The following is a 14,593-nucleotide window of genomic DNA, read 5'->3' on the forward strand; positions in this document are numbered from 1 at the left end:
GGAAAGGGGGCAGATGAAGCCACCCCCGACTCCTCAACGCTAGCGGAGCGCGTATCCCTTGCGCGGCCAAAAGTCACAGTTGACTGTTGACTGTTGACTGTGAACGGTTCTCAACGCTTCCAGGGGGCGTCGATGTCGGGATCGATCTCGTAGGTGTCGATGGCTTCGGTCACCGTCGCGGGCTCGATGGCACCCTCGACCGCGAGGCCATGCAAGGTGGCGACAACGACATGACGCATGTCGGTCTCGAAGAAGCCGCGGAGCGCTTCACGGGTGTCGCTTCTTCCGAAGCCGTCGGTGCCGAGTGAGGTGAACCGCCTTGGCGCATATGCCGCCACCTGATCGGGCACTATGCGCATGTAGTCGGTGACCGCCACGATCGGTCCGCTTGCCTCCCGGAGCTGGTTCGTGACCCACGGAACCCGCGGCGCTTCCTGCGGGTGGAGCCGGTTCCAGCGGTCGACCGCGAGCGCTTCCTCGCGCAACTGCTTGTAGCTCGTGGCGCTCCACAGTTCGGCACCGACCCCGTAGCGGTCCCACAGTTCCCGTTGAGCGTCCCGCGCAGCGGAGTGCGCAGGTCCCGAGAACAGGATCGTCGCAGGGATGTCCCCACCGGGCCCGTTGTCGAATCGGTACAGCCCGGCGGCAATGCCGTCGGCGGCACCTTCAGGCATCGGGGGCTGCACATAGTTCTCGTTGTAGAGGTCAGGTAGAAGAAGACATCCTCATTGTCGGCATACATCCGATGCAGTCCGTGTTTGATGATGTTGGCCATCTCGTACGCGAACGCGGGGTCATATGCCTTGCACGGCGGAACGACACTCGCGAGGACATGGCTGTGTCCGTCCTGATGCTGGAGGCCTTCGCCGAGGAGGGTGGTCCGCCCTGCGGTGGCCCCGAGCAGGAATCCCCGTGATCTCGCGTCGGCGGCGCCCCACAGCAGGTCGCCGACACGCTGGAAGCCGAACATCGAGTAGAACGAGTAGAACGGCACCATCGGGACACCCCGGGTGGAGTAGGAGGTGGCCGCGGCGATCCAGCTCGCCGTCGAACCGGCTTCGGTGATGCCCTGTTCGAGAATCTGTCCGTCTTTGCTCTCGTTGTACGACAGGATGAGGTTGTGATCGACGGGCTCGTACAGCTGGCCCTGGGGTGCGTAGATCTTGATCTCTTTGAACAGCGCATCCATGCCGAAGGTGCGGCCCTCGTCCGGGATGATCGGGACCACCCGTTGACCGAAGTCGGGCTCTCGGGTGAGGCTGCGCAACAGACGCGTGAATGCCCCGGTCGTTGAGACTTCGATCGTTCCCGAGCCGGCATCGAATTCGGCGAAGGGCGCTTCGGACGGCATGGCGAGCTTTGATCGCAGCGGTACGCCGCGTTTGGGGATCGGGCCGCCCAACTCCGTGCGCCGCGCCATCAGATATTCGTGTTCTGGGGAATCGGGAGCGAACCGCACGAAGGGTGGGATTCCATCATCGATGTCTGCGTCGGGAACCATGTCGTGGAGGTCGAGGCGGTCCCGCAGTTCGAAGATCTGGTCCCGCGAGAGCTTCTTGATCGAGTGGGTCGCGTTCCTCCCCGCCACATCAGGCCCAAGTGTCCAGCCTTTGATCGTCTTGGCGAGGATCACGGTTGGTGCCCCTTCGAGCCTCGTCGCGGCGTGATAGGCGGCATAGATCTTTCGATAGTCGAGGCCGCCGCGACGCAGTGCCCAGATTTCATCGTCGGTCATGTCTGCGACGAGCTGTTGGAGTTCGGGTTCGGGACCGAAGAAATGGTCTCGCACATAGGCCCCGGATTCCGACTTGAACCGTTGGTACTCCCCGTCCACGGACCGGTTCATCTTTTCGACGAGGGCCCCGGTGTCGTCCTTGGCGAGGAGGCGGTCCCAGCCCGAGCCCCAGATGACCTTGATGACATTCCAGCCGGCGCCGCGGAACATCGCTTCGAGTTCCTGAATGATCTTCCCGTTGCCTCGCACCGGCCCGTCGAGACGCTGGAGGTTGCAGTTCACGACCCAGGTCAGGTTGTCGAGTTTCTCACGACCCGCAAGGCTGATCGAGCCGAGCGTCTCGGGTTCATCGGTCTCACCGTCGCCGAGGAACGCCCACACTCTCGACGATGCGGTGTCGTCGATCTTGCGGTTGTGGAGATAGCGCAGGAACTGGGCGTGGTAGATCGAGTTGATCGGCCCCAGCCCCATCGAGACGGTCGGGTACTCCCAGAAGTCCGGCATGAGTCGAGGGTGGGGATACGACGATAGGCCCCCACCGATTTCCTGCCGGAAGTTGTCGAGATCGTCGTCAGAGAGCCGCCCTTCGAGGTAGGCGCGGGCGTAGAAGCCCGGCGCGGCATGGCCCTGGAGGTAGACATGGTCTCCCGGCTGACCATCGGCATGCCCTCTGAAGAAGTGGTTGAACCCGACCTCGTACAGCGTTGCCGACGACGCAAATGTCGACAGGTGGCCCCCGATACCGTCGGCCCTGAGGTTCGCACGCACAACCATGGCCGCAGCGTTCCAGCGCACCATCCTGCGGATCCTCCGCTCGATGTCGGCGTCACCGGGGAACGGCGCCTCCTCCTCGGGTGGGATGGTGTTGATGTACGGGGTCGAGACCGAGCCTGGGACGCCGATGTTGCGGACCAGTGCCTGTTCGGTGAGTCGGGCCATCAGATACCGGGCTCGGGTGGCTCCCTCGACCTGAATCACATCATCGAGCGCCGCAACCCACTCGTTGGTCTCATCAGGATCGATGTCGTGGAGCTGGTGCGTGAATCCGTCGATGTAGATGGGGCGCATGGTCCGAAGCGTAGAGACGCCGGTTTGTTGTCCGGACGCGAGGCGCCCTTGGTGGCGCCGGTGGCATATCGCGCTTGGCCGCTGGAGCGTTCCCGATGATCTCTGCTCAATGACCTCTGCGGGTCCCCCCGTACTTCATGCGCGTATCGGCCATCGAAGCAGGTGTTGCATCGTCGTCGTTGATGCCCGCAGCGACCAGCTCACCGATGAAGAAGGTGTGGGTTCCGCATGGTACGGCTTGAGTGACTACACACTCGAGCCACGCGATCGCGTCATCAAAGATCGGAGCACCGGTCGTGCCCTCGGTGATCGCGTACCCGTTGAGCGTCATCCCTTCCTTGACCGCGGGTTTGGAGAACTTCACGAACGGACGGGTGTTCTCGGCATCCCACAGGTTGATGGTGAAGCTCCCCCCGTCCGAGATGAGCCGGTGCGTGACCGCCACCGTGTCGATGCTGACACCGACGAGGACAGGTTCCTGGGACACCTGGGTGATCCACGATGTGGTCATCCCGTTCCACTCGTTACCCGATCGGGACCCGACCAACGCAAGCGCGTTTGGGATCTTGAAGGTCACCGCGTTGATGAGTTCCGGTTCGAGATGCATCGCCTCGTGATGGGTTGCTTCGCGAATCCTATCCGGCTCGGTCGAGACAGATCCTCGTCGAGATGTCGATGGTGCCGGTCTTCTCGAGGTCGCACGAGCCTTGGAGTTTCTCGACCGCGGCCCGTGTCCCCTTGCCGTAGTCGCCGTCGATCGGGCCCGTATAGAGGGAGAGCTCCGTGAGTTTCTCCTGGAGCGCCTCGACATAGTCGGCGTCGTCGATGAGCAACGGCACCATCGCGGCGTCGGTCTGTGGCCCGAATTCGCCGTCGGCGGTGATTCCCTGCGCCGTTTGGAATGCCTTGATCGCTGCCTGGGTCTCCTCGCCGGCGATCCCGTCGACCTGACCATCGAAGAACCCAAGCGCGATGAGGTCCCGCTGCACCCGGTAGGTCGTGTCCGTCGCCGTCAGCGGCGGTCCCGGGACGGTGGTGGTTGTCGTCGTCGCGGCAATCGTCGTTGTGGTCGCAAGGTTGGTGGTTGTCGTGAACTGGATCGACGACGATGTCGTCGTTGCCTCAGGATCGTCACCACCGCAGGCGGCTGCTCCGAGCGCGACGGCGGCGAGCAGGATGGTCATCCGCACAGCCCTCATGTCGCTCCCTGCTCCGCCGCTCGGCGGCTACCCAGTCGTCCCGCTCTGGTCGACAGAGCGATACGGATCTCGCCTACACCATACCGGCACCGTTCCGTTGGTGCACCCGAAAGCGGACCGCGAAGCTGCCCGCTGCCGGGAGGCAACGGGCAGCAATCGCAATCAACGGTGGCCTGTGATTCAGCCCTCAATGGCGAACTGCACCGACAGCGACACGGCAACGAGCTGTTCACCGGGGCTGATCGGAGTTGCACCATCGGCAGCTTCTGCGAAGGCGATGCTGTCGTAAGCGAAGGGCTGGGGTTGCGGTGCGAAGGTCTCGGAGATCATCGTCGGGGCGCCAAGGGTCACTCCCGCAAGGGACGCAAGCTGTTCCGCCTTGTCCTGTGCATCGTTCCACGCGGCCTGTCGAGCGGCTTCGATGAGGGCGTCGTTGTCCTCGATGGAGAACGAGACCCCCTGAACGGTGGTTTCGTTGCCCCCCGCCGCGGTGGCTGCATCGATCACGGCACCGGCTGTGTCGAGATCGCGGATCTTGACAATTACCTGGTTGTTGACCTCATAGCCGATCAGCGTCTGGGTTTCGTTGCGCCAGTCGTACTGGGGGTAGACCGAGTAGTTGGCCGTCTGGATGTCTTCTTCGGCAACGCCGTTGGCCTTCAACGCGCTGATGAGCGCGTCCGCCTTGTCGGCGGCAACCGCGACCGCATCGGCGACCGAGTCGCGGCGTACGGAGACCCCGAAGGTCATGGTGAGCGTGTCGGGGGTACCGGTGACCTCTCCCTTGCCGCTCACGGAGATGCCCGTCGGGGAGCCGTCCGCAGGAGGTGCCTCGACAGTGACCGACGGCGTGCACGCCGACACGGCGACCGCGAGGGCGGCGACCGCGACAATGATGGGGACCCGCTTCATGTCATGAACTCCTTTGTTCAACAATCCGTGAACTTCTCTGTTCAGCATTCTGACGCACACATGCCGACTTTTGGTTCCCGCTTCACGCACAAGGACATCACCCGCATGCGGACACCTTTTCAGATCTGCCCGAGGGAACGCAGCACCGCCGCCTGCGCCCGGTAGGCAGGGTCGCTGAGGCGTTCAACGCGAAACGCGTCCGCGTAGTCGGGAAGCGGGCCGTTGGTGATGTGAAGGGCCGCGAGTTCCCCCGCACCGCACGACGCCATGATGCCGTACCCCGAAAGGGCGGTGCACACATACGATCCTGTCGGGCCGACCGGTCCGATGAGCGGGGCGTTGTCGATGGTCTTCGTGTAGTAGCCACCGTCGACGGTGTGGTGGGGGAGCCCCTCTTCGTAGGCCCGCATGGCCGGGAGCATCGTGCCGAGACCACGCAGCACGAGCTCGGGATACAGGGGATCCTCATCGATGGGCCAGCGCGGTCGGTTGGTCACGGCCTCATGCCAAGCCCAGAGCCCGAGCGCCCAGCGTGACTGATCACCGCCCTCTGGCCGTCCGTGTACGAACGGTGGAAGGACTCCTGTCGTGTCGGCACGCCCTGAAGCGGTCAGCAACGAACGCTCCTCGTCGCTCCAGCCGATCTGCTGAGGATCATGCCAAATGACCATCGGCGCTTCCCGAGCGATCCCGCCTCGGTGGTCGTCGAAGGAGACCTTCTGATGTATCTCGGACGAAACGGGAACTTCGACGCCGAGGTGTGCCCCGACCTCACCAGCGAGGGGTCCTGCGGCGTTGACGACGGTTGCGGTGGAGACCTCGACCTGCTCATCGACGGTGATACTGCGCACCCGTCCGGATTCGACGGTGGCGCCGGTGACGGCCCCACGGATGAACACGACTCCCGCGTCGATGATCTGCTCGATCATCCACGCGCCGAGCTGCTGGGCCGACAGCCAGCCTGCGCGCCGCACATGCACGCCTCCTGCGACATCGCTCGCAAGGAACGGGAAGGCGCGCCGGAGACCAGCGCCGTCGAGAAACACATCGGCGCCACTCGGGTTGTGATCCCAACGGTCGAGATCGGCTGGCCGGTAGCCGTATGGTTGTCTGGCGTGATACCGGAGCGGCATCGAGGCGGTCGCCGCGATCCTTTCAGCATCGGCCACCATCGCGCCCAGTGTGGAGCGGTCTGCGGTCGCATAGAGGTAGCCGCGCCGTGACAGCGTGAAGCGGTCCGACGACTCGTGTGTGTATCGCTCGAGGAGATCGATGGACCGCGACATCAGGCGGAACATGGGAAGGGTTGGCCACCAGTCCCGGTAGCACTCCGTTGACTTGTCCGAGGTGAGGCTGAGCGGCGGAAGGGGATCGGCAATGGCGATGTCGGTCACACCGAGACGAACGAGGTGGAACGCCGTCGAAACGCCAGCGATCCCGGCGCCGACGATGACGACCTGCGCCGCCTCCGTCACGTCCTTGCTGCGGTTTCGTGCCACGACAGGAAACATCGTACGGTCGCCGGGGTTGTGAAGGAGGGAGCTGATACCTTCATGGGATTCTCACATCCCGGGCGGTCTCTAGCGGGCGGGCACCCATAGCCTTGTCACGAATCCGGAAAGGTCAGGATCCATGAAACGCATTGTTGCCATCGTCGGCGCGCTCGCCTTTGTCGCGGCGGCATGTTCGAGCTCGCCGTCCGTCGTGGCGACCGTCGGCGGGACCGAGATCACACGGCCTGATGTCGAGGGCCTCGTCCGTGACGACGGCAACGACATCGTGCCAGCCGACTTCCTGCGTTACCTCGGGGTCGCGATCCAGTGGGAGGCCGTTGAACAGGCAGCGGCATCTGACTTCGGCATCGATCCAACCGACACCGAGGTCGACGATCGGGTGTCCCAACTCGTGACCGAGTACTCCCCGGATGCCACGCTCGAGGAGTACCTCGAATCGGCGAACGCGTCCCAAGGAGGAATCGAGCTGTACGCGAGGCAGCTGCTGATCCAGGCCGCGCTCGAAGAGGCCCTCGCCGACCGGTACGAAGCCCCGACGGACGCCGATGTGGACAACGAGATCACCGAGTTCCCGCTCGACTGGACGGAGGTGTGTGCGTCGCACATCCTTGTCGCGACCCGACAGGAAGCCGAGGCTGCACTCAAGCGGTACAACGACGGTGAGGACTTCGCCGCCCTTGCAACCGAGCTGTCGTCGGACTCGTCGGCCGCCAATGGTGGCGACCTCGGCTGCCAGTCCGCAGCACGCTATGTGGGGGAGTTCGCCGAGAGCGCCATGAACGCCGAGATCGGGGTTCCGACGGAGCCGGTCGAGACGCAGTTCGGATTCCATGTGCTCCTCGTGCGGGAGCGCAACACGGCCGAGAAGGATCTCGTGCGCGACTACCTCGAGGCAAGGGCCAAGGCTGCGGTGGTCAACGAGTGGTTTGAGGCAGCTGTGGCGGCGGCAACGGTGACCGTCGATGACAGCGTGGGGGTATGGGTGCTCGAACCGTCGCCCCAGGTGCTTCCCAACGCATAGCCACCCGCCGGCGCCCCCAGAAGGGTGCTACCGGCCCATGCTGTGGAACTCGGGATTGGGTTCCATCTCGGCAAGGTGTGCCATGCGGTTCGAGAGAGCGAAGAGCGCCGCGATGGCGCCGATGTCCCAGATGTCCTCGTCACTGAATCCATGATCAGCGAGCATCGACCGATCGTCCTGGTCGATCGTCTCGGGTGCGCGCGCCATCTTCACGGCGAACGCGAGCATTGAACGCTGCCGTTCGGTGACGGGTGCGGTTCTCCAATTGGCGACGATTCGCTCCGAGAGCGTCGGGTCCTTGGCTCGGATGCGCAAAATGGCACCGTGGGCAACGATGCAGTACACGCAGTCGTTGGCCGCGGAAGTAGCAACGACGATCATCTCGCGCTCGGTCTTGGTGAGGCCGGAGTCGCGTTCCATGAGGGCGTCGTGGTAGTCCATGAATGCCCGCAACTCGTCGGGCCGGTGGCCCATTGCAAGAAACACATTGGGGACGAAGCCGGTGCGCTCAGCGATCGGTTCGATTCGCTCCCTCAGATCGTCGGGAAGCTCCTCGAGTGACGAGATCGGATATCGGCTGACAGTCACCGGCGACCACCTTCGGCGTGCATCGGCAAGATAGCCCATCATCGGGAGGTCCACCCCTGACCGTCGTTGGCCGCGGCTTTGCTACAGCACCAGCCTGCGGCGTCGATACAGATGGCATGCCACTGCGTAGTGTCTTCCGGCTGCTCGTGCCCGTCACGGTTCTCGCCTCGCTCCTCACCGTTGCGCCTGCCCTCGCCACCGACACCGGTGAAGATGTCGCCTACGACCTCGTGTTCCCCGTCGACGGCCCCCACCACTTCTCCGACACCTTCTGGGCTGGTCGGTCCCACGGATTCCACACGGGCCAGGACATCATCGCCGATAAGATGACCCCGGTCGTTGCGGCCGCCAATGGTGTGGTGCGACTGGTGAACTGGACGGCCCACTCGCACATGAACCGCGATCGATGCTGCTCACTGGTGATCAAGCACGATGACGGTTGGGAATCGTGGTACATCCATCTCGACAACGACACGACGGGCACCGACGACGGCGCCGGGTGGGGCATCAAGGCCGGAATCGCTCCCGGTGTGCGGGTCACGGCGGGACAACACATCGCGTGGGTCGGCGACAGCGGGAATGCCGAGAATTCGGTGCCCCAGCTCCACTTCGAGTTGCACACACCCGACGGGGTGGTGGTCAACCCGTATCGTGCCCTGGTCGCGGCAGGTGGGAACGATGTCGGGAGCGGCCCCCGCGATCCGCTCATCGGAGGAGCTCGCGTATTGCGTGTCGGAGCCGAAGGCGCCGATGTGCGCGCACTGCAACAGCAGTTGGAGACACTCGGCCATCCCGTCGGTGGTATCGACGGCATGTTCGGGCCGAAGACGGAGGCCGCGGTCAAGTCGTTCCAGCGCAGCGTGGGCCTCGAAGTGGACGGCGTTGTCGGACGGCAGACGAAGACTGCCCTTGCGGGGGTTGCGCACGACAACGCGGACTCCGATGTCCTGTCGATGGGTGCCCGCGGATCTGCGGTGCGAGCCGTTCAGCGGGAGCTCGCCGATCGAGGCTTCGATCCGGGTCCTGCCGACGGGATCTTCGGACCGCGTACCCTCAGCGCAGTGGTCGCCTTTCAGCGTTCGAAGAGCCTCTGGGTCGACGGCCTCGTGGGACCGCGTACGCTCAGCGCCCTCGGGCCCTGATCCCTGAAGCCCTTCGTTCTCACGCCATTCGCATCCCGACTAGCGCAGCTTCGCGCGTTTGCGTTCTGCGTCGGTCAGCAGCTTCTTGCGGATCCGGATCGACTGTGGTGTCACCTCCACCAGCTCGTCGGCGGCGATCCACTCGATCGCGGCCTCAAGACCCATGTCCCTCGGTGGTTTGAGCCTGATGGCTTCGTCGGATGCATGGGTGCGGATGTTGGTCAGCTGCTTCCCCTTCGTCGGGTTCACCACCATCGTCTCGGGCCGGGACGCCTCCCCGATGATCATGCCCTCGTAGACCTCGACCCCGGTGCCGATGAACAGCTCGCCACGCTTCTGGAGGTTGTCGAGCGCAAAACCTGACGATATCCCTCGCCGGTCGGCGACCATCGCCCCACCGTGACGGTGGGGAAGCTCGCCAACCCATGGCGTCCAGCCCGCGTGGTGCTGATGAACGAGCGAGGTGCCCCGTGTGATGGTCAGGAGCTGCGAGCGAAGTCCGAGCAGGCCACGGGATGGAGCCTCGAAAGTGATGATTGTCCGTCCGTGGTCGCCTGTCCCGAGGCCGATGACTCGGCCCTTCCGCGGCGCGACCGCCTGGGTCACCGCGCCGACATACTCGTCGGGAACATCGACGACGACGGTCTCGATCGGCTCATGTTCCACCCCACCGACGAGCTTGACGATGACTTCGGGGCGCGAGACCTGCATCTCGTATCCTTCGCGCCGCATCGACTCGATCAGGACGGCGAGCTGGAGCTCTCCACGCCCCGCGACCTGGATCACCTCCGGTGACGCGGTGTCCCCGATGCGGATCGAGACATTGCCGAGCACCTCGCGGTCGAGCCGCTCACGGATCTGACGAGAGGTGACGAAAGTGCCCTCGGCCCCCGCGAGCGGGGAAGTATTCACGCTGAAAGTCATCGTAAGGACTGGCTCGTCCACTTCGAGCCGAGGCAGCGGTTCGATCACCTCCGGGGTACAGAAGGTGTCACCGATCTCGACCTCCGGGAACCCCGCGACGACAAAAAGGTCACCTGCACGGCGTTCCTCGACCGGTTCGCGTCCGAGGTTCATGAACCCCATCAGGTTGACGAGTCGCCGCGAGATCGGCGGTTCTGTTGTATCCCGGACCAACGCGACCTGTGTCCCTGCGACCATCGTCCCGCGGATGACCCTCCCGATTGCGAGCCGTCCCAGATAGTCGCTGGCATCGAGGTTGGTCACGATTGCCTGCAATGGCCCGTCGGGGTTCCCATGCGGTGCGGGAACGGCTTCGAGGATCGCGTCGAGAACGGGTGCAAGCGTGTCTTCGGTTCCCGGCATCCCGATGCCGGGAACCGCCACGCCCTGCCTCGCGATCGCCGAGACGATCGGGAACTCGATCTGGTCCTCGCGCGCGTCGAGGTCGAAGAAGAGCTCATAGATGTCGTCGACGACGGCTGCGGTCCTGGCATCGGGGCGGTCCACCTTGTTGACGACGACCACGACGGGGAGCGACCGCGCAAGGGCCTTCGAGAGCACATAGCGCGTTTGAGGCATTGGGCCCTCGGCCGCGTCCACGACCAGCAGGACACCGTCGACGAGGGCGAGGGCCCGCTCGACCTCGCCCCCGAAGTCGGCATGTCCCGGCGTGTCAACGAGGTTGATTCGTGTGTCGCCCCATGTGATCGAGGCTGCTTTCGCAAGGATGGTGATTCCCCGCTCCCGCTCCTGGTCGTTGGAGTCCATGATCCGCTCCACGGGAGCCTCGTGGTCTGCGAATACGCCGGTCGCGCGCAACAGGCCGTCGACGAGCGTGGTCTTGCCATGATCGACATGGGCAATGAGCGCGACATTCCGCAGGGACGAAGGAGGCATGGCGGGAGGGTATCGCAGCGGGCGCCATCGTCGTTTCCGTCGAACGGCGCCGTGATGCAGCGATCCACGACGCACATGTGCTGCCGCTGCGTAGGCTCCGAGCATTGGAGGTGTTCCGATCGTGGGCAACAACGGGCTCGTCGCTGCGATGCTGTCGGCGCTCATCCCTGGACTCGGCCAGGGATACATGGGCCGATGGTGGCGCGCGGCTCTGTTCGCGCTCCCGCTCGTCGCCGGCGTTGCCATTGGAACGGTCATGCTCGACCTGTCGACCTTCGACCTCATCGGATACGCGGTGCGGCCAACGGTCCTCAAGACGATCCTGATCGTCAACCTCGCCGTTGTGGTGTGGCGCGTCCTCGCCATCACCGACGCGTTCTCCCTCAGTCACGCTCGCGCGGCCTGGTGGCGCATCGGCGTTGTCGTTGCGCTGTGCGCTGCCGTGACGGCTCCGCATGTCGTCGTCGCCCAGTACACGCTCGATGCTGCTCACGCCCTCGATGAGGTCTTCGTTGCCGATGCGGAAGTACAGCCGCGCCGCTTCGTCTTCGATGAGGATCCGTACCTCAGTGACGATGTGGAAGTGCTCCCGACCGTTCCCGATCCCGTGGTGGTCAAGCCCGCGTTCGTCCCCGGCGTGGATCGACTCGATCCGTCGCTTGCAGGAAGCGGCGACCAGCGCACCGACGAAACCTATGTGCCGTTTCGCGACCGCGCCGTCGGTAACCGCTTCGACCGTACCGCCGACGGCGACAACCGCATCGCGGTCCTTCTTGCAGGCGGGGACGGGGGCCCAGGGCGCTCCGGCTCACGAACCGACTCGATCAATGTCGTCACCTTCGATGTCACGACCGGCAAGGCAGCGATATTCGGGTTTCCCCGCAACATGACCCATGTTCCTCTGCCGGATCGGTGGTCGACGGCATTCGTTGATCTCGAGAAACGCCTGACACCGTGGAAGGAACGAAGGCAGTGGACGGACCACAACAAGGACGGTGAGCCGGACCAGTTCGTGCCGTGCCACTGTTTTCCCGACCAGATCAATGCGATCTACCCCTTCACACGGGAGTGGACCGAAACCTACCCGAATGAGCGGGAACCGGGCCTTGCGGCGCTCAGGGATGTTCTCGAACTCATGCTCGGATTCGAGATCGACCATTACGCCTTCGTCAACATGGCGGGATTCGTCAATGTCGTCAATGCCCTCGGAGGGGTGGATGTGTATGTGACGAGGGGCGTCTCGATCGAGATGTCACCTGCACGGGAAGGTGAAGAGTGGCATACGGTCAGTGTCGGCCGCGGCTGGCGGCATCTCAACGGGCTCGATGCGCTCGGCTATGTCCGCGAGCGCAGGTCGAGCAACGACTATGTCCGTATGCAACGCCAACGCTGCCTGCTCAAGGCGGTTGCCGCGAAAGCGACGCCGGCGAACATCCTCAAACGGTTCTCCCAATTGTCGAAGGCAATGGCGAACAGCGTCAAGACCGACATCCCGCTCAGCGACCTTCCGATCCTGCTCGAACGCACGGCTTCGCTCGACTTCGACGACATCGCAACGGTGGGTTTTGTGCCGCCGTTCTACACACCGGTCCTCGATCACCGAGGCAAACCAACACCGGACATCGCTCGCATCCAGGCGATGGTTCGCCTCGCACTGCGAGCCGACAGCGACACCGCCTTCGAGTCCGGTGAGGATTCCGAATGTCAGGTCTGAGGATGGCCGGTAGTTTCACGGCGGCATACCTTTGTCCCATGGATCGGGGTCACACCACACCGTGGGAGCCCAACGATGGCTGACCCACCCGACGGAGTTGCCGCGTCGCCAGCGCCGAGTCCGCAACGCGGGTTCCGCCCGTGGCTCGTCGCTGCGTTGAGCGCAATCGTTCCCGGTGTCGGCCATCTCGTTCTGCGACGCTATCTGCGCGCAGCGCTGTGGGGGGCGCCGCTCGTCCTCGTTGTTGCGGTCTGGTTCGTTGCCGATGTCGACCTGTTCGACCTGGTCAGCGCAGCACTGTCGAAACCGGCGCTGTGGGCGATCTTCTCGGCAAACATTCTCGTCGCCGTGTGGCGCGTCGCAAGCGCTGTCGATGCGTTCCGCCTCGCGGGAGGGTTCGCAAACACCACGGCGACGCCGATCGTCGTTGGTGGCGTTGCCCTCGCGGCATTCGTTGCGATTCCCCATGTGGCGGTTGCGAACACGACGGTCGACGCGATGCGACTCTTCGACATCGTCTTTGCCGGAGACCGGGAACCTCCGCCGACACCGGTCATCCCCATCGGATCGGATGCCGACATCGTGCCGGATCCGATCGTGACGAACTACGAAGTCGACCTCCGGACAGAGACCGTGGTGCGGAGCCGGATCTTCGAGGAGGACTTCGGGGAGCCGGACGCCATCGCTGCGTGGGAAGCCGATATGGAGGCTCGTCGGAACATCGTGACGGGTGCTCCGCTGTTGCCGTTCGACGAGCGCGTCGGTACCGACCGGATCACGATCCTTCTCGCAGGGGGTGATGCGGGGCCAGGTCGCGGCGGGCTCCGGACGGACTCGATGATGGTGGCGACCATCAATCCCGAAACCGGGAAGGCTGCGCTTTTTGGTTTTCCGAGGAACCTCGGACACATGCCGCTGCCCTCGGGTTGGGGCGGGGCTTTCTCCGGCCTCGAGCAGGACATCCTCGCTCGCACGCAGCCCCCCGGAGGCAGCACGACGACGACGCTCACGGGGTCATCGACGACGGTCGGTGAGCCGACCACCACGACAACGATGCCGTTCGTGAGCTGCAACTGCTTCCCCGAACAGCTGAATGCGCTGTATCCGTACACGAGGCGTTGGACCGGGACCTATCCGAACGAGGCCGACCCAGGCATGGCAGCGTTGCGCGATGTCTTGTCGAACGCCACCGGGCTGCGTATCGATTACTTCGTCCTCATCGACATGGCCGCTTTCGTCGATCTTGTCGAGGCGATCGGTGGTGTCGATGTCTATGTGCAGGAGCCCCTCAAGGCGGAGGTGTCGCCTCCCCGCGAGGGGGATCCATGGGCAACCGTCGATGTGGGGGTCGGTTGGCACCATCTCGACGGGTTCGAAGCCCTTGCCTATGTGCGGGCGCGGCACGGCTCGAGCGACTATGTCCGTATGCAGCGGCAACGGTGCATGCTGCGGGCCGTCGCTGCCAAGTCGACGCCGATCACCCTGCTGCGCGGGCTCGGCGGGATCGTCGATGCCCTCGACGGGTCGATGGTGACGGATCTTCCCGTCACATTCGCGTCCGATATGTTGGAAATGACCGCCAAGCTGGACTTCTCGGATATCGTGACCGTCGGCTTCAACCCGGGCTATTACGCACCGACGGTCGATGTGCTCGGCCACCCTCAGCCGGACATCGATCGCATCCGCGGGAAGGTCGCTTCAGTGATACGCGATCAGGATGCCGGAATCTCCGCCGATGCCAGCGGCGAGACGAGCGAGTGCGACGCCTGACAGGCGCCCGCGCATGGGTCGCTCCCCGGTAACGCACGGTTCCGGCTGACGCATCCGTCAAGCCGGCCGG

10 protein-coding genes and 1 pseudogene are annotated in these 14,593 nt (G+C 64.3%); 4 read left to right on the forward strand and 7 right to left on the reverse strand.

The annotated features are described in order from the left end of the window. Positions 1-110 precede the first annotated feature (110 nt). The 5 genes and pseudogenes from aceE to R2823_05435 all read right to left on the reverse strand — a co-directional run bounded on the left by aceE (position 111) and on the right by R2823_05435 (position 6,413). A pseudogene (gene aceE / locus R2823_05415) lies at positions 111-2,803 on the reverse strand (pyruvate dehydrogenase (acetyl-transferring), homodimeric type). Between the two features lie 106 nt (positions 2,804-2,909). Beyond that, entirely contained in the window at positions 2,910-3,410 is a 501-nt protein-coding gene (locus R2823_05420; protein MEZ5175627.1) for a flavin reductase family protein, read from the reverse strand. Positions 3,411-3,438: 28 nt separating this feature from the next. Next, on the reverse strand, positions 3,439-4,002 hold the full coding sequence (locus R2823_05425; GenBank protein MEZ5175628.1) for a peptidoglycan-binding domain-containing protein: 564 nt from the start codon (positions 4,000-4,002) through the stop codon (positions 3,439-3,441). A gap of 180 nt (positions 4,003-4,182) precedes the next feature. After that, entirely contained in the window at positions 4,183-4,914 is a 732-nt protein-coding gene (locus R2823_05430; GenBank protein ID MEZ5175629.1) for an SIMPL domain-containing protein, read from the reverse strand. Between the two features lie 119 nt (positions 4,915-5,033). Next, positions 5,034-6,413, reverse strand: a complete 1,380-nt coding sequence (locus R2823_05435; GenBank protein MEZ5175630.1) for an FAD-binding oxidoreductase — start codon at positions 6,411-6,413, stop codon at positions 5,034-5,036. A gap of 133 nt (positions 6,414-6,546) precedes the next feature. Here R2823_05435 and R2823_05440 point away from each other — a divergent pair, with 133 nt between their 5' ends. After that, positions 6,547-7,449, forward strand: a complete 903-nt coding sequence (locus R2823_05440; GenBank protein ID MEZ5175631.1) for a peptidylprolyl isomerase — start codon at positions 6,547-6,549, stop codon at positions 7,447-7,449. A gap of 27 nt (positions 7,450-7,476) precedes the next feature. On the opposite strand, the gene R2823_05445 is transcribed toward R2823_05440, so the two are convergent. Continuing rightward, entirely contained in the window at positions 7,477-8,076 is a 600-nt protein-coding gene (locus R2823_05445) for a peroxidase-related enzyme (protein ID MEZ5175632.1), read from the reverse strand. A gap of 77 nt (positions 8,077-8,153) precedes the next feature. Between R2823_05445 and R2823_05450 the strand changes: the two genes are divergently transcribed. Beyond that, positions 8,154-9,179, forward strand: a complete 1,026-nt coding sequence (locus R2823_05450) for a peptidoglycan-binding protein (protein MEZ5175633.1) — start codon at positions 8,154-8,156, stop codon at positions 9,177-9,179. Positions 9,180-9,218: 39 nt separating this feature from the next. On the opposite strand, the gene typA is transcribed toward R2823_05450, so the two are convergent. After that, the gene (gene typA / locus R2823_05455; protein ID MEZ5175634.1) at positions 9,219-11,039 is read right to left on the reverse strand and encodes a translational GTPase TypA; all 1,821 of its coding nucleotides are present in this window, start codon (positions 11,037-11,039) and stop codon (positions 9,219-9,221) included. A gap of 121 nt (positions 11,040-11,160) precedes the next feature. Here typA and R2823_05460 point away from each other — a divergent pair, with 121 nt between their 5' ends. Both R2823_05460 and R2823_05465 read left to right on the forward strand, forming a co-directional pair. Continuing rightward, positions 11,161-12,753 (forward strand): LCP family protein, encoded by a 1,593-nt coding sequence (locus tag R2823_05460; protein MEZ5175635.1) that lies wholly within the window; start codon positions 11,161-11,163, stop codon positions 12,751-12,753. Positions 12,754-12,828: 75 nt separating this feature from the next. Next, positions 12,829-14,523, forward strand: a complete 1,695-nt coding sequence (locus tag R2823_05465; protein ID MEZ5175636.1) for an LCP family protein — start codon at positions 12,829-12,831, stop codon at positions 14,521-14,523. Positions 14,524-14,593 lie beyond the last annotated feature (70 nt).

The sequence above is a fragment of the Acidimicrobiia bacterium genome, assembly GCA_041393965.1.
GTDB lineage: Bacteria > Actinomycetota > Acidimicrobiia > Spongiisociales > UBA5794 > UBA5794.